The following is a 26,321-nucleotide window of genomic DNA, read 5'->3' on the forward strand; positions in this document are numbered from 1 at the left end:
TTATCCTAGAAAGTCCGCAATATACAAAATTTTCGAAAATATGATAAACTTATAACGAGAAAAGGAGGATGAATGCATGACTGTTCAACAATTTACAGACTATGTGAAGAAAATGCAGCATTATGAGGAAGCGCTCAATGTGATTTATTGGGATATGCGGACGGGTGCACCGAAAAAGGGGTTAGCACAACGTTCTGAGGTAATTGGTACATTATCAGCCTCCTTATTTGATATGCAGACGAGTGAAGAACTAGGAGAGCTTTTAGCAGCATTAGAGGCACAAAAAGCTGATCTTGACTATGTAACACTACGTTTAGTAGAAGAAGTAAGAAAGAATTACGATCAAAATAAAAAAATCCCTGCGAATGAATACAAAGAATTCGTCATTCTTCAATCGAAGGCAGAAACGGCTTGGGAAGAAGCGAAGGCGACGAATAATTTTGCTCTATTCCTACCATACCTAGAAGAAATCATACAATGGCAGAAAAAATTCATTCAATATTGGGGCATTAAAAATGGGTCTCCATACAATACATTACTAGATTTGTATGAGCCAGATATGACAACAGATGTCGTAGATCAAGTATTTGGTGAATTACGAGAGTCTATTGTAATGCTTGTTCAAAAAATTGCTCATTCATCGAATAAACCCGATACTACTATGTTATTTAAGCATTTCCCGCGTGAGGCACAGCGTGAATTATCGTTAGAATTGCTTGCTCAGCTCGGCTATGACTTCGATGCTGGTCGCTTGGATGAAAGTGTCCATCCATTCATGATTGGCTTAAACTATGGTGATGTGCGTATTACGACGAAATATGATGAAAATGATTTCCGTTCAGCTATTTTTGGCACAATTCATGAATGCGGACATGCGATGTATGAGCAAAACATTGATGAAAAACTTGCTGGTCTACCATTAGCGACTGGTACATCGATGGGGATTCATGAATCACAATCATTATTTTATGAAAACTTTGTCGGCAGAAATGAAAAGTTCTGGGAGCATAACTATGAGCGCCTTCAACACTTCTCACCAGTTCAATTTGGTGATGTAGCGTTAGCCGATTTTTTACGTGCCATTAATATGGTAGAACCATCATTGATTCGCATTGAAGCAGATGAACTAACATATCCATTACATATCATGATTCGCTATGAAATTGAACGTGACCTGTTCAATGGCGATTTACAGGCGAAGGATCTCCCACAAGTATGGAATGATAAGTACGAAGAATATTTAGGCATTCGCCCTGAGACAGATGCACAGGGTGTACTCCAAGATATGCATTGGTCAGGCGGCATGTTTGGCTATTTCCCATCCTATGCGTTAGGAATGATCTATGCAGCACAGTGGAAACATGCAATGGACAAGGATATTCCTAATTTTGATGAATTACTAGAAAAGGGAGAGCTACTGCCAATTCGAGAGTGGCTAACTGAAAAAGTTCATCAATATGGAGCATTGAAAAAGCCATTTGAATTGCTGAAAGAAGCGACAGGGGAAGGCTTAAATGCCAAGTATCTGGCAGACTACTTACAAGAAAAATATACAAAGCTATATCAGTTATAAAAAACAAGCGATTTCTCTACTAATGAGAAATCGCTTGTTGCTTTGAAAATATTCTTACCAAAGCTTAAAGCCTTTGAGCCCGCTGGTGAATTTGAAATAATTTCGAAGATTGGAATTGTGTAAGCTAATATAAATAAGGCTACTAAAATTACAAGTCAAGATTTAAAGTAAGCTACATTTCATGTTACATCAATATTTTTTATATAATGTTCAACATTATAAAGAGTCATTTTTAAATTGAACTATTGTGTTAAACAATCTGGCCAGATTGTTGAGTAAATATTTATTTGTGTAGCTTATGTATGATGAACCGTATATAGTTTTTACTTTTTGACCAATTAAAAATTTAGGGGTGATTATGGTGACACTTAAATGGTTGTGGATATTGGTTATTGCATTTTGCGTACTAGAATGGATTTCAATCCCATTCATAAGTGCATTTACAGGAAAATTGTATCAAGTAGTTGATGGTGTATTAATAATTACTTTTATTATTTATCCATTATTTTTCTTGACTACTCTTTTACTATTACAAAAGGGGAATAAAAAAATTGGTGCAGTAATTTTGCTTATTCCACTAATTGTGTATGCCCCCGTGTTAATAAGTCTTCAAACGTTGGTTAAATAATGTATTACTAATTGAGTTAACGAGGTGCTTTGTAAAACAAGAGTTTCAAAAATTATCGAACTTTAAAAATTTAATCGATGCCATTCAATAAGAGCAAGCTTTGATTATAAAGTGAAAAAAGCGATTTCTCGTTACAGAGAAATCGCTTTTTTATAGGAAGATGCGTTTGGATGCTTACCACAATTGATAGCCTTTAGAGCCGGCTGGTGAGTTTGAAATAATATCGATAATTGGTACTGTGTAAGCGAATAAAATTAAGGCTACTAAAATAACAAGCCATATTTTAAAGTTTTCTAAAATAGCTGGTGTTGGACCGCTAAGCTCATGTACATCACCTACAGGGAATTCTTCGTCACCTTTAGGTGCGAACCAAGCTAATTTCACGACGATATAAATGATCACTAGGATGGCGATAAAGAGGATTGTTCCACCCACAGCTTGCGCGATTTGATAAGGAATCCAATCGTAAGCCTGCTGAGCGCCACCATATTCTGAGTAATCTGAGCGACGAGGCGCACCAATTAGACCAGCAATATGCATTGCAGAAGACATAATCGTCATACCAGTAGCCCATAAGATACCAGCGAAATTACTAAGATTATTTAAAGACTTCGAAAGTGTACGACCTGTTAAATGTGGAATTAACCAGAACGCCGCACCGAAGTAAGTTAAAACAACAGCTGTTGCAATCGTTAAATGGAAATGCCCTGTAACCCAAATGGTATTATGAATTAATTGGTTCATTTGATAAGAGGCATTGACAATACCGCCTGCACCCCCTGGAATAAATGACACCATACCGATAAATGGTACGAAGAAACGAGCATCCTTCCAAGGTAATTTTTTAAACCAACCAAATAGTCCTTTGCCACCTAATTCACGTCCGCGTAACTCGAACATGGCAAACATCGAGAAGGCTGTCATGAGAGAAGGTACGATAACAGCAAATGTTAAAACAACTTGAATGAACTTCCATGTACCATCAATACCAGGCTCTGTTAACTGATGGTGAATCCCAACAGGAATAGAGAAGAGTAAGAATAGCATAAACGAAAGTCTTGCTAAAGAATCGGAGAAAATTTTCCCGCCAATTACTTTTGGAATAATCACGTACCAAACCATATAGGCAGGTAATAACCAGAAGTATACAAGTGCATGACCAAAATACCAGAAAAGGGTACGCGATAATGCCACATCGACACGTTCAATTAAACCTAAGGACCATGGTAACAATTGAATTAAAACAGAAGCTGCAACACCAAGCGTTGCCACGAACCACATTAAATTATTAACAACTACCATAAATGATAGTAACGGGCTGCGTTGTCCACTCGCTTTATTTTCTTTGCGCCATTGGACATAACGTAAAATTTGACCTGCTCCGCCAACCCAAGAACCAACTACGACTAATGTAAGGCCTAAATAGAAAATCCAATGTGCCTTTAATGGTGCATAGAAGGTATAAAGAACAGTTGCTTTATTCAATAACACCATCGTTGCGGCAGCAGCTGTACCAATCGTCATTAACCAGAAACCAACCCAGCCAAGTCTTCTCTGAGTATCAGTGAACGTACCAGATGTTCGACTTACACTTGCAATTTGGAAGCCGTAAATAAAGAATGTAGTTAATATAAGACCGAGTAATACACCATGAACTGTTAATACTTGATAATAACCAATGCCTGCTGGTAATGTAAATTGACCAGAACGTACAAAAACCTGTAATAAACCTGCAAGACCACCTAATAACAATGCGATAAATGCCACGTAAATATGTGCCATTGCTAGCTTTGCATCTCGACGATCCACTTTTGTCATTGAATTAGTGTGACTCATTTGAATCCACCACCTTTAGCATAGAGTGCATCATCGTATGTCCTGTACCACAATACTCATTACATACGATTAAAAACTCGCCGACCTTATTGACTTCTGTTACATATTCCGAAATATAGCCAGGCTCAAGCATCATATTGATATTCGTACCTGCAACCTCAAAACCATGCATAACATCCTCGCTTGTCGCGATAAATTTCACTTTTGCACCAAGTGGAACCTCAATTTGTGGAGGATTATAATTGAATGCAGAAGCAACTACTACCACTTCGTAATCCCAATCTTTACCTTCAACCTTATGGACACCTGGATTATCAAAAGGCGCTGTCTCTTTCACTTTCTCGTAATCTAGTGTTTTTTTACCATTGTTTGGATGGGAGCCTTGATGAAATGCTCCGATACCGAGAATGATCAGGAATGCCACTAAAGTGGTAACTCCAAACACAAGCCAGTATTTCTCATACTTATGTATGTGCATATATTTCTGTCCCTTCTTCGTAGATTAAAACCGTCCAATGAACAAATCGAAGCAGTACACCCAAAGTAAAATGATGATAATACCTACTCCAAAAACTGCATAGAGTGAACCTTTTAAATTTTCATCTGACTTCTTTTTATTTGCCATTTTTGCTCCTCCTACGCTTTTTATTGTTGTGTTTCTTACAGTCATCATATAAAAATCCCCTGCATTTTGATGTGAAAAAAATCACACTTCTAGAGGAATTATGTGAAAAAAGTGTGAAGAATTACGAAGAAAAAAAAACAAGCTATCTCAAAAGTCATTGAGATAGCTTGTCACCGTACTATATTTTGCTTAATTTTAGTAAAAATAAAAGATTGGTAGGAAAGTACATTCTTTTTTGTGCGAATGATAAATCTTTTGCATGTGTGCTGTCTGTTTGAGCATACAATGTCTTATTTGGAACATTCCTCAAATCTTGTTTTCTATTCTTCTTCCTCAATCGTTAATAGAACTGTTAGGGCACCGACGCTTGGGACCGAAACTGGGAGAGCAAATGCCTTTTCAAAGCCATATAATTTTGTATTGCCCACCATCACCGTTGGCGGAGTGATATCAATTTCTAAGCTTTCTTGCCCAACAGCTGTACATAAATTTCCTGCAATCATGTTACCAAATTCCCCTGTAAAGGATTCTAGCATTTCTCCTTCAAGCGGCATACCGAACATGGTACTACCGATCCCGCTGAACACTTCGGGAGAGGAGTCAATGATGACGCGTCCCTTTAAATCTCCGATTAAGCCAATTAATACGCCCATTTGTTGTTGTTGAAAGGGTTCAGAAATAATACTAGGCGACTTTACTTCTATATCCATAGGAAGAATGGTTTTTAAAGCGTGAATTGTCCCGTTTAAAATAGTTTGAAAGTACTTCGAATTACTCATCATTACCGCATCCTTTTTCCGACTTTTCTACATCTTACCATGTAAAAAGGGTAAGATGAAAGTATGTCTTGACGAATTCACATGAAATTTATAATATATTAATGAGAATGATTTTCAAATTCAATGTAAACGTCTGAAAACTTAACGAAAAATAACTAAGAAGGAGCGGTTCGCAATGACATTCGTATTGATTGGAGCAGCTGTAGTGATCTATATTGGAGTTGGAAAATACGTCATGAACCAGGCAACTGCACATTTGAAATAAGAGCTAAACAAAAGGGTATGAAGCTGCTATGCTTCATACCCTTTTTCATGTTGTTAAAAAAGAAAATAGCACGTGCAGAAAAGGGCTTTAGCAAGGCGAGAGGTGATTCCTGTTACGCCAGTGTCCATTTTAACTTACCCTCTAGAATCTGATCAGTAACACTAATCTCCTAGGAATGACGCTGTCTCCGCTTCAATTAATTAGGCTACAAAATTTTCTTCCATATTACCAATAGTGTAGGGAAAGAATCTCCTCTTTTTTACATGTTTTTGTTCGCAGGAAATATTTGTTTTTTCAGAAATCTATTGTAAAATGAAGCAAACCTTTAAGGTTATTTAAAGAAATCAGGTGACAAATATGACAAAAATATTAGTAACAGGGTTTGAGCCATTTCTTGATTATAAAATAAATCCAACGATGCAAATTGTGGAAGAATTAAACGGAAAGAAAATAGATTGCTATGATATCGTCGGACGAATTCTATCTGTAGATTTTCAGCAATCAGCGGAGCAATTAAAACAACATATAGAAGAAGTGAAACCACAAATCATTATTTCATTAGGATTGGCTGGAGGACGTTTTAAAGTAACACCAGAGCGCATTGCTATTAATGTGAAAGACGGAGAGCCTGATAATAATGGCTATACACCAGTTGATGAGCGTATCCATGAGGAGGGGGCAGATGCTTATCTAACAAACTTACCAATTCGCAGTATGGTAAATCGTTTGCAGGCAGAAGGATATCCAGCGGAAATCTCTAATACAGCGGGTACATACTTATGTAATAACATTATGTATGAGGGGCTTGCTTATGCACAGCAACATGAAGGGGTTCGTGCTGGCTTTATTCATATTCCAGCATCATTTGAGCTGGCAATCCAACATGGCAAAATTCCCGGCTGGAGTATTAGAGATTTAGTAGCTGCGGTACAGCTTTGTATTGAGGAGACGGCGCGTGCAACCAATCATTGATTTTCCGCATTCAATGTGGATTAGTCAACATACTATTCGTTTTGCATTCAAAGAGGAAATTTCCCACTCAAACTTTCACGCGGTCCAAGCGTTTAATCGGTTTCTGAAACAGCAGCTACAGCATCACCTAATTGAAAGTGTTGCAAGCTACCATACAGTAACAGCTTATATTAAACAAAAAATAGATATTGAACGTTTAAGGTCGCAGTGGCTTGAGATGCAAGCCTCCACAACAATTGATAAAGGAACGAATCGACTTTTAAAAATACCCGTCTGCTATGATGAGGAATTTGCTTTAGATCAAAAGCGTGTCATGGATTTCACAGGTTTACCTTTTGAGGATATTAAAACTTTGCATATGTCCAAAAGCTATTATGTTTATTTAATCGGCTTTTTACCAGGCTTTCCTTACTTAGGTGAGCTTGATGCTAAATTATTTGTGCCCCGCTTACAGAAACCAAGGGCATCTGTATCAGCGAGTTCAGTTGGGGTTGGTGGTGGACAAACAGGCATCTATCCTGTTGATTCACCTGGAGGCTGGAATATTATAGGGAAAACACCTTTGGATTTATTTCATGTTCATGGCAAAGAGCCATTTTTATTTGAACTTGGTGATGAAGTTCAATTTTATGAAATAACCAAACAGCAATTTTGGGAAGTAAAAAGCAAAGGAGTGTAGCAATTGGAGCCACTTCTGCTCGTAACAAAACTAGGGGTGTATGGTAGCTTACAAGACAAAGGAAGGTTCGGCTATCGGGCATTTGGTATTCCGCTATCTGGACCAATGGATTACCGTTCGTATCAAGCAGCTCAAAGAATCTTACAGCATCACCATGATCAAACGTCTTTTGAAATGTTTGTGGGTGGTTTTGAATTTGAGGCGCTTGCTGATGGTGTTTATGTATTAACAGGGGGGCATAGTACATGCTTGGTTAATCATGTACCAATCGAAATGTGGAAAACATTCTATTTAACAAAGGGAGATAGATTATCTATCAAGAGTGTTCATCAGGGCTCTATTGTTTACTTAACTCCATTAGGAGGTTTTCGTACAAATGATGAGCTTGGTAGCCAATCCTATCTTCCACTTGGGAATTTGGGAACATGCATTACAAAAGGAAGTATTTTATATGGGCAGGTATCATCATCTTTAAAATATAATAGAGGGCTATATGTACCCTATCGTCCGCGTTTTGACAGTTCGATTACGGTTCGACTGTTTAAAGGGCCGCATTTCTATTTATTTGCTGAGGAGAGTCAGCGACAATTTTTACAAGATCCTTTTCAATTTATCGGCGGCAATCGTATGGGCTACTACATCAAAGGACCTACCTTACAACTTCAGGAGATGAAGGATATTCTATCAGAAGCTACACAGTTCGGAACAATCCAAGTGCCTCAAAGTGGTAATCCCATTATCCTAATGGCTGATGCTCAAACAGTAGGAGGCTATCCTATTATTGCAACAGTTCATGAAGAAGATTTACATAAAGTAGCGCAAATGCGTATGTTTAACACAATTCACTTTGTACTGGAGGAACCATGATGTCAATTGATATCAATTGTGATCTGGGTGAAAGCTATGATGCTTTTATCGCGGGTAAGGACGAAGAACTATTAGACTATGTAACTTCCATCAACATTGCCTGTGGCTATCATGCGGGTCATCATTCAATCATGCATCAAATTGTACGCAGCGCCATTCGTAAAAATGTTCACATTGGTGCACATCCAAGCTATCCCGATCGAGAGGGATTTGGTCGCCGTAACATGGAATGTAGCCCAGCTGAAATTTACGATATGATGGTTTATCAAATTGGTGCTTTACAGGCATTTGTACAGATTGAAAATGGTATGCTTCATCATGTTAAACCACATGGCGCACTCTATAATCAATGTGCGAATGACCGTGAAAAAGCGTTAGCTGTAGTCAATGCAGTGTATGATCTTAATCCGCAGCTTATTTTATATGGCTTATCTGGTAGCCTCATCGTAGAGATTGCTAGAGACCAGGGGCTTCAAGTATATGAGGAGGTTTTTTCGGATCGACGCTATAACGAAGATGGCACATTAGTGAACAGACAGGTGCCAAATGCCTTCATACAATCGGAAGAGGAAATGCTAGTGCATGTAAAAGGAATTTTGACTGCGAATGAAGTGATGTCGGTCCAGTCCAAAAAAATTAAAGTGGCAGTCCAAACCTTATGTATACATGGAGATGGCCCACATGCGCTAGACTATGCGAAAAAAATTGCAGGTCTTAGAAAGCAATTACAATAAAATGTAAGAATGGATGCCCTAAATAAGGCATCCATTTTATTTAGATTGTTGTCACTAGCTCCACAGCTTCTAGCACAATTGGCGTACCAGCAGAAAGTGTACCTGTGACAGTATTGAACGTTATTTCAGTTGTAGAAACTGTATAGGCACCACCCTCCTGAAGAACACCATTGATATATAAGTTATAGTAACCATTTGCGACTTCTGGGAATGCTGTTGCGGCTGTACCGCTATCATTTAAAAACGTTGTTGCAGCGACTGTCGTGCCATCTGCAATGACAAGGGGTGCAGCTAAGACGTTAAAAAACCTTGTAGAACTACCTGTAACATTGACGTGAATATTAATAATGGAAAGTGCCACCCAATTCACCTCCTTTCATTTCCTTTATTTCGTTGTAAAGCCTAGCGATTCAATAATAATGGGTGTTCCTCTATACAATGTCGCATTATAAGGTACGATTGTCAGGGAGGCTGGCGTTACCGAATAAATACCGCCTTCCTGCATTACTGCATTAATATAAAGGTTAACGTAACCATTAGGTGAAAAAATTGTAAACTCAGTAACAGAATTTGCTTCATCATTCCAAAAGAGATTGGCTGGAAGAGTTGCCCCATTCGATAGATCAAGATCAGCTGTAACGATATAAAAATATCGCTGGATCGTTGGTATAATCATACCTTCAGGGACTACTTCAGGAGGAACCATGGGTATTCCGTTTGTTGCTTTTATACGGGGCCAGATAAATCGATCCTCACAGTTACATGAACAATATTTTTCAATGATTTGATGAGACTTAGGATTTATCATATGGCATCACACTCCCTTCATAAAAAATATAACTTTGCCCCGAATATGCTTACTATAAAATATGAAGTAAATATAAAAAGAACTAGTTGACCATCTATCATTTGGCATAGATTTTTTGTATAAACATGTTTTTGTAAGGATGGAAACGTTGGCATATATGCTTTAAATTAGTGTTATACTTTGCTAGTTGAATAAGGTAGAATACTAATTATGAATAATTAATGAAAAAGGGGTTACTGGTTTCATGAAAGATTTTGAACAACAATTGGAGGGGCTATTAAAGCAAGCCTCTTTGCAATACATAATTTATCAGCATAATGGTGATACAGAGCGCATGGATAAAACATCACTTTTTGCTCGAAAAATTCAGCAAAAAGAGTATGTGATTGGCTTTGCAGGCCATTTCTCTGCAGGAAAGTCCAGTATGATTAATGCGCTGTCTGGTGAAAATCTGCTGGCATCTAGTCCTATTCCAACAAGTGCAAACATCGTAAAAGTTCATAAATCAGAGGAAGACTATGCGATTGTTTATATGCACAATGAAAAGCCTGTAAAATTTGAGGCTGGCTATGATTTTAAAACAGTAAAAGAGCTAAGTAAAAATGGGGATTTAGTGTCACAAATTGAGATTGGACACAGTGCCTCTACACTACCACTAGGTGTCACTGTAATGGATACGCCAGGGGTAGACTCCACAGATGATGCACACCGCATGTCAACGGAATCAGCATTACATATTGCCGATATCGTATTTTATACAATGGACTACAACCATGTGCAGTCGGAATTAAATTTCCAATTCACAAAGCAATTAATGAAATATAATCCAAATGTTTATTTAATTGTCAATATGATTGATAAGCATAAGGATAATGAATTGAGCTTCGAAGAATTTAAAGCAACTGTTCATCAGTCCTTTGCAGCATGGGGTGTTGTACCGAAGGGTGTTTTCTTTACATCATTAAGAGAGCCAGAGCATCCACATAATGATTTTGAGGCAGTAAAGAAAATCGTGATGGACAGTATGAATGACTCGCAGGAGCAGCTTGTACAAACAGCTACGAATACATTGCGTTTATTGCAAAGCGAGCATGACAATTATTTAATGGAAGAAAGACAGGATCGTTTAGCAATTGATGAAGAAATTTTAAGTGCGGATGACTGGGCACACCATCAAGATATATTAGAGCAATACAATAAATTAAATCGTCAGGTTGAATTATTTTCAGTAGAAGCTTGGAACGAAACGTTTGAGGAGCAACGTAAGGATTTGCTCGCGAATGCTGCAATTATGCCAGCTGATTTACGCGATCACTTACGCCTTTATTTAGAAAGCATGCAGGAAGGCTTTAAAGTTGGAGGGCTCTTTACTGCAAAGAAAAAAACAGAGGAAGAGCGAAACAGACGTAAAGAAAATGCGTATAGTGCCTATCAAAATGTGGTCCATGCACAAATCACGGGGCATTTAAAAGGTCTTATGAAAAAGGCATTGAAGGACGTTGGTGCATTAAATGAGGAACGTGCCTCTGCTATTGATGCCTATGTATTTGACTTACCTTTTTCATTGATTGAGCAGCAAGTTCAAACAGGCGCTATTTTAACAGGTGATGCTGTGTTAAACTTCGCTAACCGTATCGCAGAAGCAACAAAGCGCTACTTCATTCAGGAGACAGATAGCTGGAAAAATGCGCAAGCGACAACTCTTGAAGCTGTAGCAACAGAAACTGCCGCACCATCAAAATTAAAAATGGCGGGTATGCAGGACAAAGTAGATGCCATTAATGCGGTCCTTGAAATTGAAGGCTATCAGCAATATAGTGCAAGCACTATGCATCAAGCGAGCAATGAAATTCGTAAAGTTGCCAATCAACAGCTTACAAATTGGGAACAATCATTTAAGCAAGATTTAGCAGAAATTCGTCTATTTGACGAGTCCATGTTGCAGCCAAAAGAGCAAATCATCCAACAAGAGGAAGCTCAGCAAGCTACTAGTGCAACGACTCTACCAATCGATGGTGTGATTAACCGTGCACTCCATACTGCCAATGCAGTCAAAGAGGTGCAAGGCTTTGCCGAAGTAGCCCAATACCTTGAAAATAAAGTAGAACGACTACAGAAAAAGGATTTTACCATTGCATTGTTTGGCGCATTTAGTGCTGGGAAATCTTCCTTCTCAAACGCTTTAATGGGAGCCAAGGTGTTACCTGTATCACCAAACCCAACAACTGCGGCCATCAATAAAATTCGTCCAGTTACACCTGAACACCCACATGAAACAGCGGATGTACAGCTTAAAACTGCGGAACAAATGCTAGAGGATATTCAAGGCTCCTATGCGGCGATTGGTTTGTCTGTATCGACATTGGAGGAAGCCTATAATCGTGCTGATGAAGGGCTTGCAGTGCAGTTAACGGACGAACGCTTAAATGTTCATAAATCATTTATTCGTGCCTATAAAGAAGGCTATCCAACCTTTAAGTCTGAGTTTGGTTCTATCCTCCGCGTAGACCGTGAAGAGTTTGAAAAATTTGTAGCACAAGAAAATAAATCTTGCTTTGTTGACAATATCGACTTCTATTATGATAGTCCATTAACACGTATGGGCGTGACACTTGTTGACACGCCAGGAGCGGACTCTATTAATGCTCGCCATACAGGCGTAGCATTTGAATATATTCGTAATGCTGATGCCATCCTATTTATTACGTACTATAACCATGCCTTTGCCAAAGCTGACCGAGAGTTTTTAATTCAACTTGGTCGTGTGAAGGATGCATTTGAGCTAGATAAAATGTTCTTTATTGTCAATGCAATTGATTTGGCAACAACGGATGAAGAACAGGAAGATGTAAAAGGCTATGTACGCTCAGAGTTACAACGCTTTGGCATTCGCTTCCCAAGACTATATGGGGTATCTAGTCTTTTAGCGTTGAAGGAAAAGGTAGAAGGTGCCGATTTAACATCAGGTATGCCACCGTTTGAAAGCGACTTCCATACATTCTTAAATGATGAATTGAGTGCATTAGCCGTTCAAGCTCTTGCAGAGGAAGTTGATAAAACAGAGCAACGTTTGGCGGATTTAATTGCCCAAACAGAGGAAAACTTAAAACGTAAAGATGAGCGACTAGAGGAATTAACAACACTTGAACAACATATTCAATCGAAGTTCAGTGTACTGAATACGAGCATGTTAGAGAGTGAAACAAAGCAGGAGCTTGATGAGCTACTCTATTATGTTCTTCAGCGTGTTTATTATCGTTACCCTGAGTTCTTTAAGGAAGGCTACAATCCTTCTACCTTTGCTGCAATGCCCGCACAACAAGCATTGGAGCATGCATTAAAAGAAGTGATGCAAAGCTTGCGTTTTGATTTTACTCAAGAAATGCGTGTAACAAACTTCCGTTTATCGCAATTCATTAGCAAAAAGATGCAACAACGTTTTAAAGATGAAGTGCGCGAATTGAAAGAGTTAAATCGAAGCTTCTCATTCCTAGCCTTTGAATCCTCTGAGCCAAATTTATTGGATTTTGAAGGACCGTTTGCGGATATTTCCAAATATGCTAGCGTAAAATCTCATTTCCGCAATCAAAAAGCTTTCTTTGAAAAGAATGAAAAAGTGAAGCTAAGTGAGGCACTAGAAGCTGTAACAAAGCCAGATGCACAAGACTATTTAGATGCACAGAAAGTTTCTCTCATGACATGGGCGATTACGTTTATAGCAGAGGAAGCCGAAAAATTACGTTACTATATTTATCATCAAGCGCTTGAACAAATTGACACAGAAAGATTAGCCTTACAAGAAGAGAGTCGTTTAGCTTCTTGGAAAGCGATTTACGCACAATTACAATACGCATGAGGTGATTCTAATGGGAAAAGTATTCAAATCAGTGGATGAAATTCAGTTTGATGGCGTCCGTTTTATCGATGCTCGTTTCGATCTTCAGGACAAAGAGGCTGGCAAAAAAGCATTTGAGGAAGGTCATGCTACTGGTGCTATCTATATTGATTTAGAACAGCAGTTATCGGATATGGACAGCAAAGAAGGTCGTCATCCAATGCCAAGCAAAGAAAAATTGGCATCCGTTTTTCAAGAACTAGGATTACGGTATGAAGATCAGATTGTAGTTTATGACCAAGGAGCAGCTCCATTTGCCCCACGCGCCTGGTGGATGCTAACATATGCTGGTTTCCCAAATGTAGTGATTGTCAACGGAGGTGCCCCTGAGCTAGAGGCAAAAATTCCATTTACCAAGGATATTATTAAATATCCTCCAACTATCATTGAGTTTGATTGGAAAGATGAGCTTTATGCACCACGCCAAGCCGTAAAAGCCATTGTAGATGGAGAGGTAAAAGCTACTTTACTCGATGCGCGCGCTGCTGAAAGGTATCGAGGAGAAGTAGAGCCTTTGGATAAAGTAGCAGGTCATATCCCAACTGCGAAAAACTTTGACTGGGAGCAATTGAAGTCAAATGGTCAACTAAAGGCAAACGATGCATTACGTCAAAAAGTTACAGCTGATGAACCGGTTGTGGTTTACTGTGGCAGCGGCGTAACTGCCTCTCCACTTTATGCCGTATTAGCAGATGAAGGCTATGAAAACATCCAATTATATGTAGGTAGCTTCAGTGATTGGATTACAGAATATGACGTGGAAAAAGGCACAAACGAATAAAAAGAAACGCTCACTTCGGTGGGCGTTTTTTTATAGTGCGGTGGATAGAGCGTAAAGTAGAGGTTAGAATTTGATGTAGCGGATAACCTGTTCAAAGTTGCGGATAAGAAAGAAAAAGTGGAGGATAGAACGTTCAAAGTGACGGATAAAATCTAATGTAGCGGATAACCTGTTCAAAGTGACGGATAAAAATGAAAAAGTGAAGGATACCCCTTTTAAAGTAGGGGATAGAATTTTATACTTGATCAAAAGGTAGATGCACTCGATGTCGTACAGGAAGTCGCTTACCGTAGCTTTAAATACATACATTCTCTTCAAAATTCATCCTATTTAAAAACATGGTTAATAAGGATGGTCATAAACTGTGCAATAAATTTACTAAATAAGCGTGAACCGATCGTCGAGTTTGAGCTGGAGTCAGAACTAGGTGAAGAACCGCATGAAGAACTTCCTGAGAGGTGGGCGTTGGAAGATGTGATGACAAAGCTCACAAAGGAGGAAAAGGATATTATTTTGTTAGATTCTATCATGATTATACATTGTCTCAGGTGGCTCAGGTATTGCAGCTTAAATTAGGGACGACGAAAACCATTTTGTATCGTGCATTAAAAAAATTAAAGCAGGCACTGGAACAGGAGGGGCAAGGGTGAACGATCTAAAAAAGCAGATGGATCAAATAGACATTCCAGAATCGTTACATCAGCGTAGTCTACAAGGTATTGAACAAGCAACAAAAGAGCAGCATAAGCCTTTGAACTGGGTACCTAAAGGCTTGACTGTTGCTGTAGCACTTGCAACGGGTGGATTTGTGGCATTCATGGTGGGGGAACAACACGTAGATAATGATCGGGCTAGTGCGTTAATGTCACAATCTTCGCCAATGTACTGGATTTTGGCTATTTTGTGCGTATGCATCATACTGTACATCTCTAGGAAAAAGCTTAAAGTTGGCGCTGATCAGAAAAAGACGATTGGTGTTGCCATAGTTTTGATTTTACTGATCGGTAACAGTACGATTTTTTTACAACATCAATTCATAAAACCGATAGTGGTTCCTGCTGCAATTGAAGTTACAGATAGCTTACAGAATGCTTTAGAGCTACGCTATATTACAAACAAAGATGACCATCGATATGTGAAATATTTACAGGCAGAAGACGTGCAATTACTAATAGTATATGATCAAACAGAGCAAGCAAATCTAGTCAATGGCTTTTATTATCCATTGGATACTTCTCAAGATTTACGCTATCAAAATATTCGATTAGCTTTTTTTCAGTTTGATTTAAACACGATGAAAAAAGTGATGGCAAGTAAAACTATTTATCTTGTATTAAATGACGGGGTGAAATTACCTGCCCCAATTCATTTTACGAGGGAAACCTTCATTGATGAAAATCAGATCATGAATAATAGCTATAGTCAGTCACAAAATGATTCGGAACAAATCATATCATTTACCCTTCAGCAGGATGCAGTTTTTGATGCATTTTATGTTCCAGCTACATTAGAGGATAAAATACTGTTGAAAGAATGGCGATTAAACGATCAGCGCTATACAGCAAGTGATTTTCCTTTTTCAGTGACGAAAGGTCAACGCTTGGAGCTGACTATTCAATTGAAGGAAGCCCCTTTAGATATCAATACGTCCATAGGTTTTAGTGGCCCCGATGGTTATTTAACTAAAAGAGTATATTCGCAAGCGTATTTTACGTCGAATTTGGTGAAAAAGGTGCGTGAAAACAATGAGTGAATCTAAACAACAGGTAAAACTTTTACAATGGTTTGCAGTGGCGCTCTTTTTTCAATTTATCTATTTAAATGTTTTTAAATACGCTAATCTTCTACAAGATATCCTTGTTTATGGGGCCTATTTAAAAAGTCTTTCATTCTATAAAGAAAAAACACCTATCAGCAAATATATGGCTTGCGCTATGATTCTTGCCTTGATGAGTACTTTCTTTTCTTCATATCCTCTCTTCTATTGGAGTACGGTTTTAATTCAAGGAATTAAATTGCTGATCATAATGGAATTTGGAAAAATTTTATTAAGCATTGAACAAAAACACGATATACAGGGTTCCACTACAAGAGTGATGAAAAAATATATAGCGATTGCCTTTGCTGTCATTATAAGTTGGACGCTGTTAATGAATGTTACAAATGATTGGCAGATGGGATTATTGTTCCTAGGCGCATTGCTTTTATTGGCTGTAAATATCCGATTATTTCTTCATGTGTTAGCACTTCGTAAACATGTAAAAAACAAATCCTTTGTTGTTACCTACTTACAAAAATGACTCACCATTCATTTTATGCTACACTTTTTGTACAAGGGGCAAAGGGGGAGCAGGATGTTTAAACGGGAGAAAAGTATCGAGATTCAGCATCATCGCGGTGTACAATGTGCGCATGGGAAAGTTGCGGTGCAGGGGGTTGGTATGAGTGTGTACAGCTTTTTTGTGGATGGGTTACTGATTGATACAGGTTCCTACTCACTATCGCAGGAATTTCAATCCTTTTTTAAGGGTATACCGATAGAGCAATTGGCATTAACGCATTCACATGAGGATCATGCAGGAAATGCAGCGTGGATTCAACATCATAAGAATGTACCTATTTATATTCATCGTGATTCAGTCAATCTTTGTGCTGAAGATGGAGACTATCCACTCTATCGTCAGGCATTGTGGGGGGAACGACCCGCGTTTGTTGCCCAACCATTTGGTCAAACCTTACAAACGAACGCAGCAACATGGGATGTTATTGAAACACCTGGGCATACTACAGATCATCTTTCTTTTTACAATCGGGAAACAGGCGCTATGTTTACAGGTGATTTGTTTATCCAGCCAAAGACAAAGGTTGTGCTTGATGAAGAAAACATTGTTCATACTTTGGCGTCTTTAAGGAAAATAGTAAACTATGATTTCGATGTCGTCTATTGCTGTCATGCAGGCTTTATAGTGGATGGTCGAACGAAAATACAAGAAAAAATTGCTTATTTGGAAGACATGCAAGGAAAAGTGAAGCAATTATTTATGCAAGGTTATTCTGTTGAGGAAATCACCAAAACAATTTTTCCTCGTGATTATCCGATTACAAAAGTTTCGGGAGAGCAATGGTCTTCCAAGCATATCATCACGGCCTTTATTAATCATTTTACCGAAGAGTCCTTTATATAGGGCTCTTTTTTATCTTGTTAAGAATTTCACAAATACTTTGATCTGTATAATAAAAAACTTTGTGAAAAAATGTGAATAAATTGTGACGAAGTCAATCAGGGCAATGGATGCGCTTACAAAAGTTTGTGAAAAAATTCTCATTTACATAAGAAAAATACTATGTGAAAAGTTGAACAGGCTAAATGGCTCTATGTGTACACTTTTTAATGTGTTAACAATCGCATTAATTATCTTAAAATAATTGATTGTGAAATGTTTAATTTGACAGAAAAATGTAATGAAAGTCATTAAACATTGAATTTTTGAAGTTTAAAATAAATTGACAGAAAATTCGTTGACTATATTTTCACAAAGTATTATGATTCTGAAATATAATAAAAAATCAAAGGGAAAAGGATGGGATGGAATGGACGTAATGAAAAAGGCTTTAGAAATGCATGCACACTATAGCGGGAAATTAGAGGTGAGCTCAAAGGTACCTGTACAAGATTCCTATGATCTTAGCTTGGCTTATTCACCGGGGGTAGCAGCGCCATGTGTGGAGATTGAGAAAAATCCTTCGCTTGTGTACGACTATACAATGAAGGGTAATATGGTAGCTGTTGTGTCGGATGGGACAGCGGTTTTAGGGTTAGGAGATATCGGACCGAAAGCGGCATTACCTGTAATGGAAGGGAAGGCGATTTTACTAAAGCGTTTTGCCAATGTTGATGCTTTTCCAATATGCTTAGATACAAAAAATACGGATGAAATCGTCAGCATTGTGAAGGCGCTTGCCCCGACATTTGGTGCGGTAAACTTAGAGGATATTTCAGCACCAAGATGCTTTGAAATTGAAGATCGCCTACGTCAAGAATGTGATATTCCAGTTTTTCATGATGATCAACATGGAACAGCAATTGTTGTAGGAGCAGCGATGATTAATGCCAATCGTATTGTGAAAAAGGATATTGCAACGATGAAGGTTGTGATTAACGGTGCTGGTGCTGCAGGCATTGCGATCTTACGTATACTTGTACAAATGGGCTATAAGAATATTTATATGTGCGATACAAAGGGTATTATTTATGAGGGTCGTACAGAGGGGATGAATCCGATTAAAGAAGCGGTTGCTCATTTGACGAATCCAGAGAAGCAACATGGTACACTAGAGGATGCACTAACAGGTGCAGATGTCTTTATTGGAGTTTCTGTAGCCAATCTATTAACAGAGGCACATATTGCGTCCATGAATGAAAATCCAGTTGTCTTTGCCTTAGCCAATCCAAATCCAGAGATCACGTATGAAAATGCCAAAGCATGGGGGGTACGTGTTATGGGAACTGGCCGTTCAGATTATCCAAATCAAATTAATAATGTTCTTGCATTCCCTGGTATTTTCCGGGGAGCTTTAGATGTGCGTGCTACGGATATTAATGAGTCGATGAAGCTAGCTGCTGTAGAAGCCATTGCCTCCCTTGTGAGTGATAAAGAACTAAAGGAAGAATATATTGTGCCTAAATCTTTGGACGAACGCGTTGTGGCAATCGTCTCACGCGCAGTAAGTGGGGCAGCTGTAGAATCTGGCGTATCTGAGCTATTCCAGCAAAGTACAGCACTATCTGTTTAATAAAATTGAATAGGGAATTAGAACAGATAGGGAAAAGTGTATTGCTTTTTCTCTATCTGTTTTTTATCAAATATGCTCGAAATTTGTTGTTTTTTGGTGTTTTATGTAATAAAATGATTAAGTAAAATGGAATGTTTTACATAGTTGATTGAAGAGAAGAAATACTTATTGATGACAGATTTAGGTTAAAAAATAAGTCTTAAGTCCATTTAAAATTGAAAGAAGTGATGATGAAAAATGACATCAATCGTACAATTTCGATCTATTAAAACGAAGCTAATTGCTTTTTCATTGCTGCTTTTAATGATTCCGTTACTTATCTTAGGTTTTATAAGCTATCAGCAAAGTAAATCAAACCTAGAAACAGTAGGGAAAGAAAATCTAAAAAATAGTGTCGAAATGACGATTGCTATGATTGAGCAATTCAATCAAGAGGTAGAAGCAGGCAATTTATCATTAGAGGAAGCTCAGGAAAAAGTAAAGATTGCTATTTTAGGAGAAAAGGATAGTGAAGGAAAGCGACCGATTAATAAGGACATTAAACTTGGCGACAATGGTTATATTTTTGTCGTTGACCAAAAAGGGATGTCCGTTGCCCATCCAAATATAGAGGGTACGAGTGTTTGGGATGAAGAGGATGATAAAGGCGTTAAGTACATACAAGAAATCATTGCTAAAGGGAATGAAGGTGGTGGATTTGTTTCATATTCGTGGCCGTTACCCAATTCAGGTCAATTAGAGGACAAAGGGGTTTATGCAGAAATAGATCCATATTGGGGTTGGGTCATTGGTGCGAGCACCTATTTAATGGACTTCAATAAACCAGCACAAAGTATTCTTAAATTAACGCTTCTAGTAATTGGCTTGGCCATTATGGTGGGGATATTGATCATTTGGCAATATGCGAGTAGTATGACAAAGCCTATTAACCAAGCGGCTCAAGCGATGGAGCGTTTTGCAGAGGGAGATTTATCTCAAGAAAGTATGGCTATACGTTCAAAAGATGAAATTGGAAAACTGGCAAACGCCATGAATCAAATGCAAATAAGGTTGAAGGATATGATTCATAATATTGCCCAAGCATCAGACTTAATTAATACATCTAGTAAAGAGCTAACGCATTCAGCAAATGAAGTCAATATGGGAGCGGAGCAAGTTGCGATTACGATGCATGAATTAGCATCGGGTGCTGAGGGACAAGCTCACCATTCTAGTGCATTAACTTCATTAATGGAGCGCTTTACAGCAGATTTACAGGAAACGAATCAGCATGGTGCACATATTCATCAATCTTCAGTAGAAGTTTTAACATTAACGAATGAAGGAAGTCAGCTAATGACATCCTCTAATTCTCAAATGGAAAAGATTGATAGCATCGTGCAAAATGCCGTTGAGAAAGTGAAAAAATTAGATGCTCAAGCACAGGAAATTTCTAAATTAGTCGTGGTCATTAAGGATATTGCAGATCAAACGAACCTGCTGGCTTTAAATGCTGCGATTGAAGCGGCAAGAGCGGGAGAGCATGGCAAAGGATTTGCTGTAGTGGCAGATGAAGTACGTAAGCTTGCAGAACAAGTAGCCTTTTCAGTAAACGATATTACATCCATCGTCACGAATATTCAGCAAGATTTTGATGTGGTCACGAACTCTTTAGAGGATGGTTACCAAGAAGTAAAAGAAGGAACGAATCAAATAAAAGCTACTACTGAAACATTTAACACGATTAGCCACTCCATTAATGATGTAGTGGAGAGTGTCCAATTAATTTCAACGAATTTATCGAAAGTTACAGAAGATGGCCATAAAATGAACAACTCTATTCAAGAAATTGCTGCGGTGGCAGAGGAATCTGCTGCAGGGGTCGAGCAAACAACAGCTACGACAGAAGAGACAAGTAGCTCAATGGAGAATATGGCTGGAAAGTCTGCTCAACTATCGGAATTAGCATTACAATTGAAAGCTCTCATTGCTCAATTCAAACTATAAAAAACATCTCCCACTCTCTTAAATGAGAGGGGAGATGTTTTTACATCATGCCAACACCAATAATTCCGATGAGTATGACAAAGAAAAGAACAAATAACACGATGAAGATAATAATGGCTGGAATAAAGATGGTGAAAAAAGCCATCCAGTTCGAAATTTGATGTGCCTCAGCGACTACACCTACAGAAATAACAAATGACCAAATCGTCACAATGATGCTTACTAAAATTGTTGGCCAAAAAATCCACGGTAATGAACCCATAAAATTAGGATCTAATAATGAATCGGGTGAAGTCACTAACCAAATAATATAAAGTGGAATCAGTACGATATATGGGATTGCTGTTAAGCTTAACCCCTTAAATAAGTCCGAGTAAGTCCCAGTACCTTTAAATAATTTCCCGAATAGCCAAGAGATGAGTGCAGAAATAGCTGTGCCAATCATACCTGCGATAGGAGCAAAAATGACACATAATAGGACTAAAAGCCATGGCGAAAAATCAGGAAGAAATTCTGAATCAATTAATCCAGACATAAGGGAGCCAATATAACCAATAGACAAAACCAAAATTGCAAAGCCGATAGATTTTTCATTAATCATATAACGAGTCGTTTGCTTTGGATGCATCCAAACCGATAAAAATGGATTTAGTTTTGACCTTTCTTCTTTTGATGTCTCATTCAAGTTTTCCATCAAACTACCTCCAAAATAATAGAATAATTGCTTGTTACATATAGTTAATATACGAGTGAAGTAAAGAAAAGTTTCATGGAAAATAAAAATAAGCCCACACATAAAAAAAGAGTCGTAATTGTCGACTCTTTTTAGGGTTGTTTCTATTATTCAGCTAACATAATTTTCTCAAGTTCTAACGGCTCAATATACTGATCACCTTTGTAAGCACGCATATTACCGCCTGAAATTTCATCGATTAATAAAATTTCATTCGTTTTCGCATCGCGGCCGAATTCTAATTTAATGTCATAAAGCGTTAAGCCTTTTTTAGCAAGCTCTGCCGCTACAAATTTGGAAATTTCAATTGTACGTTGTTTTAAAATGGCGTATTCTTCATGAGTTAACAGGTTTAACATCGCTAAAGCATCTTCAGAAATTGGAGGATCTAAACGATCATCATCTTTGATTGTTACTTCTACAAAGGAGTCTAAATCTTGTCCTTCCTTTACATAGGCACCATAACGGCGTAGGAATGAACCAACTGCCTTAAAGCGGCAAATCACTTCTAAACCGTTACCGAAAACAGTTGCCGGTTTTACTGTCATTGTTGCATCTTCAAAGTTAGCATCAACGAAATGAGTAGGAACCCCTTGTTCGTTTAATTTTGAATAAAAATAAGAAGTTAAACGTAAACCAGCCAAGCCAGCCCCATCAATTGTTAAACCAACAGTATTTGCACCTGGATCAAACACGCCGTTTTCTCCTGTAACATCGTCTTTAAATTTTAATAAATAATGACCATCTTCTAATTTGAACACATTTTTTGTTTTACCTGTATACAATAATTCCACAAAAAACCCTCCAATATTTTTCATAGTACTCTAAAATTATAACACGAATGTTCTAAATATTTAATGATAAAAATGTTCGTTTAAAACGTTTATTTTGATGTTTTATAACGGAATTGCAGATAAAAAATAAGGTGATAACGAATGTTCGTTACCACCTTGGTTGAAATTAAGAATATTCCGAAATCAAATCCTAGGAAACTTTGAAAATAGAAGGTTATTAATAGACGCCTTCAGTAAGCATTCCATCTGCTACTTTGATAAAGCCAGCAATGTTTGCACCAACTACTAGGTTACCTGGGAAGCCATATTTTTCTGCTGCCGCTTTGCTGTCTGTATAAATATTTTTCATAATTTGATGAAGTTTCGCATCTACTTCTTCAAATGACCAAAATACGCGACTAGAATCTTGTGCCATTTCAAGAGCAGATACCGCAACTCCACCAGCATTCGCTGCTTTTGCTGGACCAAATAATACGCCTGCCTCTAGGAATTCATTGATTGCTTCAAGGTCTGATGGCATATTAGCACCTTCACCGATTGCTTTCACACCATTCGAAATTAATGTACGAGCTGACTCACCGTTAATTTCATTTTGCGTAGCACATGGTAGGGCAATATCACAAGGAATCGTCCAAATTCCTGTACAACCTTCTGTAAAAGTAGCATTTGGTCGGTAATTAACGTAAGTTGAGATACGGTCACCTTTTACTTCTTTAATTTCTTTGATAGCATCTAAATCTAAGCCCTCTGGATCGTAGATATAGCCTGAAGAGTCCGAGCAAGCAACCACTTTGGCACCATACTGTTGCGCTTTTTCAATCGCATACGTAGACACATTACCAGATCCAGAAACAACTACTGTTTTTCCTTCGAATGAGTCATTTGCATCCTTTAGCATTTCGTTCACAAAATAAACAGTACCGTAACCAGTTGCTTCTTTACGTGCTAAAGAGCCACCGTAGCCAGGAGTCTTACCAGTTAATACACCTGATTCATTTGCTTTTGTTAAACGCTTATATTGACCCCATAAATAACCTACTTCACGAGCACCTACGCCAATATCACCAGCAGGAACATCGACATCTGGACCAATATGACGGTATAATTCAGTCATGAATGCTTGGCAGAAACGCATAATTTCTGAATCTGATTTACCTTTCGGGTCAAAGTTTGAACCACCTTTACCACCACCGATAGGTTGCCCTGTTAAAGCATTTTTAAAGATTTGCTCAAAGCCTAGGAACTTAATGATGGATTCATTTACGGAAGGATGGAAGCGAAGACCGCCTTTATATGGGCCCATGACATTGCTGTATTGTACACGATAGCCACGATTCACTTGCACTTGATTGTTATCATCTTGCCATGCTACACGGAAAGAAATAATACGATCTGGCTCCACAATACGAGATAAAATATTGGCCTTAATATATTCGGGATGTTGCGCGAATACAGGTACTAATGAGATGAAAATTTCTTCAGCTGCTTGTAAAAATTCCGCTTGATGACTATTCTGTTGTTTAAGTTGCTCAAATACGCCATCTACGTATTCTTTTGCTAATTGTTCATTGCTAACAGTTGTAATTGTCATAAATAAAACCCCCATTTAGTTGATAGATGTATCGTATATCTATTTTTCAAACTATTCAATAAAATACTTTTAAAGTTTGTGAAAAATTGAGCAAGAGAGGTTGCTTTAAAATTATATTAAAATAATTTAGTTCTAAGTGATTCATCTAATTACGAGAAAGGAATGATGCCTTATTGTGAAGGTTCTTATAGACGCTGATGCCTGTCCAGTAGTGGATTTAGCGCTATCTATATCATCTGAGTTTGAGATAGAAACTATCTTGTTTTGCGATACATCACATCGTGTTGAACGTGATAATGTAATAACAATTATTGTACCCAAAGGTCCAGATTCGGTTGATTTTACGCTAGTGAACGCGCTTTCAAAACACGATATTGTTATTACACAGGATTACGGATTAGCAGCCATGGTTTTAGCACGAGGAGGGTATCCGATTGATCAAAATGGACGAGAAATGTCTAATGAAAACATCGAACGTTTGCTCGATATGCGGCATGTTGGTCAAAAAATTAGAAGGGCAGGTGGACGAACAAAGGGACCTAAAAAAAGAACACAAGAAAACAATATTTCGTTTGAAATGAAATTTCGACAAATTTGTGAACGAGCAATTTTAGCCCATAAACTGGAGGAATCTACAGGTGAAAAATGAACATAAACACGAACTATTCGAACAATATCCGCAGTTGAACGAACTAGCAAAAAAGGCTACTGTATTGTGGGAAAATACAAATTGGATGGAAAATCCTGAAACAACGCTCTTTACTATGGCTGAAGTGGATGATGCGGAAGCAACATTACAACGTTTTTCTTCTTATTTAAAAGTAGCATTTCCAGAGCTTCTAGAAAGTGATGGTTTAATTGAATCAACGATCAAGGAAATTCCTGCAATGAAAAGTGCTATTGAACAAGCATATGGTGTGGCGATTCCCGGCCAATTGCTTTTAAAATGTGATCATGCATTACCGATCTCTGGCTCGATCAAAGCACGTGGAGGAATTTATGAGGTATTAAAACATGCAGAAAGGCTAGCTTTGGCAAGTGGAAGACTTAAAGAAGTGGATGATTATGCAATTTTAGCAACAGAAGAATTTCAGTCGTTCTTCCAACAATATACGATTGCAGTAGGCTCTACGGGGAATTTAGGATTAAGTATCGGCATTATGGGCAAGAAGCTCGGCTTTAATGTCGTTGTACATATGTCGAGTGATGCCAAGGAGTGGAAAAAAGCCTTACTGCGTGAAAAGGGTGCGACAGTGATTGAATATGAAGCTGATTACAGTGTAGCTGTTGAGCAGGGGCGACAGGAAGCTGAGCAAGATCCAAAATGTCATTTTATTGATGATGAAAATTCTAAGGATTTATTTGCTGGCTATGCCGTAGCTGCCAAGCGTTTAAAGGAACAGCTAGAAAGGACGAATATTTCAGTGGATGAAGCACATCCATTGTTCGTCTATTTACCATGTGGCGTAGGTGGAGGACCAGGTGGTGTTGCCTATGGATTAAAAGAAATTTATGGTGAGCATGTGCATATTTTCTTTGCAGAACCTGTCGCTTCTCCTTGTATGACGATCGGGCTGATGACAGGCTTACATGACGCAATTAGTGTAGAAGATATTGGCCTTGACAATCGAACAGAAGCGGATGGGTTAGCTGTTGGTCGTGCCTCCAAATTTGTAGGAAAAGTGATGGAGACGTATATAAGTGGTTGCTATACTGTATCAGATGAAGAGCTGTTTACATCTCTGGGATTAGCGATGGAAAGTGAAGGTTTATTTTTAGAGCCATCTGCACACGCAGGAATGTATGGAGCCATTCGTTTATTACAACAAGGTCAATCCTATCTAGAAAAGAACGCATTAGTAAACCATCTACCACAAGCAACACATCTTGTATGGGCAACTGGCGGTAGTATGGTCCCACCTACGATGCGAGCTGCTTATTTAGCAAAGGCCAAGGAATTTAATTAAAGACGATGTGAAGC

At 38.2% G+C, this 26,321-nt stretch carries 25 protein-coding genes and 1 pseudogene; 17 read left to right on the plus strand and 9 right to left on the minus strand.

Going from position 1 to position 26,321, the window contains the following annotated elements; translation table 11 throughout:
* Positions 1–76 precede the first annotated feature (76 nt).
* Together B3D98_RS09475 and B3D98_RS09480 are read left to right on the plus strand one after the other, a co-directional pair.
* Positions 77–1,573 carry a carboxypeptidase M32 gene (locus B3D98_RS09475; protein ID WP_288582648.1) on the plus strand — a complete coding sequence of 499 codons (1,497 nt, stop codon included), beginning with the start codon at positions 77–79 and terminating at the stop codon, positions 1,571–1,573.
* A 361-nt stretch (positions 1,574–1,934) separates the two neighbouring features.
* Complete coding sequence (locus B3D98_RS09480) at positions 1,935–2,201, plus strand: hypothetical protein (protein WP_054550783.1); 267 nt, start codon at positions 1,935–1,937, stop codon at positions 2,199–2,201.
* Between the two features lie 174 nt (positions 2,202–2,375).
* Here the strand turns inward: B3D98_RS09480 and B3D98_RS09485 are convergent, their stop codons facing one another.
* The 4 genes from B3D98_RS09485 to B3D98_RS09500 form a co-directional block, all read right to left on the minus strand.
* The gene (locus B3D98_RS09485; RefSeq protein ID WP_288582649.1) at positions 2,376–4,037 is read right to left on the minus strand and encodes a b(o/a)3-type cytochrome-c oxidase subunit 1; all 1,662 of its coding nucleotides are present in this window, start codon (positions 4,035–4,037) and stop codon (positions 2,376–2,378) included.
* On the minus strand, positions 4,024–4,515 hold the full coding sequence (locus tag B3D98_RS09490) for a cytochrome b5 (RefSeq protein WP_004269330.1): 492 nt from the start codon (positions 4,513–4,515) through the stop codon (positions 4,024–4,026). Before B3D98_RS09490 ends, B3D98_RS09485 begins: the two co-directional genes overlap by 14 nt.
* A gap of 24 nt (positions 4,516–4,539) precedes the next feature.
* Entirely contained in the window at positions 4,540–4,662 is a 123-nt protein-coding gene (locus B3D98_RS09495) for a hypothetical protein (RefSeq protein ID WP_009370491.1), read from the minus strand.
* Between the two features lie 320 nt (positions 4,663–4,982).
* Positions 4,983–5,441, minus strand: a complete 459-nt coding sequence (locus B3D98_RS09500; RefSeq protein WP_048390015.1) for a chemotaxis protein CheX — start codon at positions 5,439–5,441, stop codon at positions 4,983–4,985.
* Positions 5,442–6,063: 622 nt separating this feature from the next.
* Between B3D98_RS09500 and pcp the strand changes: the two genes are divergently transcribed.
* Genes pcp through B3D98_RS09520 form a run of 4 tightly spaced genes read left to right on the plus strand, consistent with a single transcriptional unit; the run spans position 6,064 to position 8,958 of the window.
* Positions 6,064–6,678, plus strand: coding sequence for a pyroglutamyl-peptidase I (pcp, locus tag B3D98_RS09505; protein ID WP_103117767.1), 615 nt, complete (start codon positions 6,064–6,066; stop codon positions 6,676–6,678).
* A complete protein-coding gene (pxpB, locus tag B3D98_RS09510) occupies positions 6,662–7,357 on the plus strand; it encodes a 5-oxoprolinase subunit PxpB (RefSeq protein WP_288582658.1) in 696 nt (231 codons plus the stop codon). Before pcp ends, pxpB begins: the two co-directional genes overlap by 17 nt.
* Before the next feature lie 3 nt (positions 7,358–7,360).
* Positions 7,361–8,224: a biotin-dependent carboxyltransferase family protein gene (locus B3D98_RS09515; RefSeq protein ID WP_288582660.1), complete on the plus strand. Its 864-nt coding sequence runs from the start codon at positions 7,361–7,363 to the stop codon at positions 8,222–8,224.
* Positions 8,224–8,958 (plus strand): 5-oxoprolinase subunit PxpA, encoded by a 735-nt coding sequence (locus B3D98_RS09520; protein ID WP_288582662.1) that lies wholly within the window; start codon positions 8,224–8,226, stop codon positions 8,956–8,958. The genes B3D98_RS09515 and B3D98_RS09520 overlap by 1 nt, the downstream gene beginning before the upstream one ends.
* 40 nt (positions 8,959–8,998) lie before the next feature.
* Here B3D98_RS09520 and B3D98_RS09525 read toward each other — a convergent pair whose 3' ends face one another.
* Together B3D98_RS09525 and B3D98_RS09530 are read right to left on the minus strand one after the other, a co-directional pair.
* Positions 8,999–9,319, minus strand: a complete 321-nt coding sequence (locus B3D98_RS09525; RefSeq protein ID WP_048390025.1) for a DUF4183 domain-containing protein — start codon at positions 9,317–9,319, stop codon at positions 8,999–9,001.
* Between the two features lie 24 nt (positions 9,320–9,343).
* Positions 9,344–9,766, minus strand: coding sequence for a DUF4183 domain-containing protein (locus tag B3D98_RS09530; RefSeq protein WP_066037690.1), 423 nt, complete (start codon positions 9,764–9,766; stop codon positions 9,344–9,346).
* A 244-nt stretch (positions 9,767–10,010) separates the two neighbouring features.
* Here B3D98_RS09530 and B3D98_RS09535 point away from each other — a divergent pair, with 244 nt between their 5' ends.
* The 9 genes and pseudogenes from B3D98_RS09535 (at position 10,011) to B3D98_RS09570 (ending at position 21,222) form a co-directional block, all read left to right on the plus strand.
* Positions 10,011–13,622 carry a dynamin family protein gene (locus B3D98_RS09535; RefSeq protein ID WP_288582664.1) on the plus strand — a complete coding sequence of 1,204 codons (3,612 nt, stop codon included), beginning with the start codon at positions 10,011–10,013 and terminating at the stop codon, positions 13,620–13,622.
* Between the two features lie 10 nt (positions 13,623–13,632).
* Complete coding sequence (locus B3D98_RS09540) at positions 13,633–14,442, plus strand: sulfurtransferase (protein ID WP_288582666.1); 810 nt, start codon at positions 13,633–13,635, stop codon at positions 14,440–14,442.
* Positions 14,443–14,679: 237 nt separating this feature from the next.
* Positions 14,680–14,820, plus strand: a pseudogene (locus B3D98_RS21670) (sigma factor); the annotation flags it as partial.
* Between the two features lie 80 nt (positions 14,821–14,900).
* Complete coding sequence (locus B3D98_RS09545; RefSeq protein ID WP_288582667.1) at positions 14,901–15,092, plus strand: sigma factor-like helix-turn-helix DNA-binding protein; 192 nt, start codon at positions 14,901–14,903, stop codon at positions 15,090–15,092.
* Positions 15,089–16,195 carry a hypothetical protein gene (locus B3D98_RS09550; protein ID WP_288582668.1) on the plus strand — a complete coding sequence of 369 codons (1,107 nt, stop codon included), beginning with the start codon at positions 15,089–15,091 and terminating at the stop codon, positions 16,193–16,195. The genes B3D98_RS09545 and B3D98_RS09550 overlap by 4 nt, the downstream gene beginning before the upstream one ends.
* Positions 16,188–16,742, plus strand: coding sequence for a hypothetical protein (locus tag B3D98_RS09555; protein WP_288582669.1), 555 nt, complete (start codon positions 16,188–16,190; stop codon positions 16,740–16,742). The genes B3D98_RS09550 and B3D98_RS09555 overlap by 8 nt, the downstream gene beginning before the upstream one ends.
* Positions 16,743–16,796: 54 nt before the next feature.
* The gene (locus B3D98_RS09560; RefSeq protein ID WP_048390035.1) at positions 16,797–17,627 is read left to right on the plus strand and encodes an MBL fold metallo-hydrolase; all 831 of its coding nucleotides are present in this window, start codon (positions 16,797–16,799) and stop codon (positions 17,625–17,627) included.
* Between the two features lie 406 nt (positions 17,628–18,033).
* Positions 18,034–19,236, plus strand: a complete 1,203-nt coding sequence (locus B3D98_RS09565; protein WP_048390037.1) for an NAD(P)-dependent malic enzyme — start codon at positions 18,034–18,036, stop codon at positions 19,234–19,236.
* A 237-nt stretch (positions 19,237–19,473) separates the two neighbouring features.
* The gene (locus B3D98_RS09570; protein ID WP_288582672.1) at positions 19,474–21,222 is read left to right on the plus strand and encodes a methyl-accepting chemotaxis protein; all 1,749 of its coding nucleotides are present in this window, start codon (positions 19,474–19,476) and stop codon (positions 21,220–21,222) included.
* 40 nt (positions 21,223–21,262) lie between these two features.
* Here B3D98_RS09570 and B3D98_RS09575 read toward each other — a convergent pair whose 3' ends face one another.
* From B3D98_RS09575 to gdhA, 3 genes are all read right to left on the minus strand, one after another.
* Positions 21,263–21,916: a Yip1 family protein gene (locus tag B3D98_RS09575; protein WP_288582674.1), complete on the minus strand. Its 654-nt coding sequence runs from the start codon at positions 21,914–21,916 to the stop codon at positions 21,263–21,265.
* A gap of 146 nt (positions 21,917–22,062) precedes the next feature.
* Positions 22,063–22,749 carry a phosphoribosylaminoimidazolesuccinocarboxamide synthase gene (locus tag B3D98_RS09580; RefSeq protein ID WP_004269355.1) on the minus strand — a complete coding sequence of 229 codons (687 nt, stop codon included), beginning with the start codon at positions 22,747–22,749 and terminating at the stop codon, positions 22,063–22,065.
* Positions 22,750–22,966: 217 nt separating this feature from the next.
* Positions 22,967–24,340 (minus strand): NADP-specific glutamate dehydrogenase, encoded by a 1,374-nt coding sequence (gdhA, locus tag B3D98_RS09585; protein WP_004269356.1) that lies wholly within the window; start codon positions 24,338–24,340, stop codon positions 22,967–22,969.
* A 175-nt stretch (positions 24,341–24,515) separates the two neighbouring features.
* Between gdhA and B3D98_RS09590 the strand changes: the two genes are divergently transcribed.
* Entirely contained in the window at positions 24,516–24,989 is a 474-nt protein-coding gene (locus B3D98_RS09590; RefSeq protein WP_004269357.1) for a YaiI/YqxD family protein, read from the plus strand.
* On the plus strand, positions 24,979–26,307 hold the full coding sequence (locus B3D98_RS09595) for a D-serine ammonia-lyase (RefSeq protein WP_288582677.1): 1,329 nt from the start codon (positions 24,979–24,981) through the stop codon (positions 26,305–26,307). The genes B3D98_RS09590 and B3D98_RS09595 overlap by 11 nt, the downstream gene beginning before the upstream one ends.
* Positions 26,308–26,321: the final 14 nt, after the last annotated feature.

Source organism: Lysinibacillus sp. UBA5994, assembly GCF_002429725.1.
GTDB classification, from domain to species: domain Bacteria; phylum Bacillota; class Bacilli; order Bacillales_A; family Planococcaceae; genus Lysinibacillus; species Lysinibacillus capsici.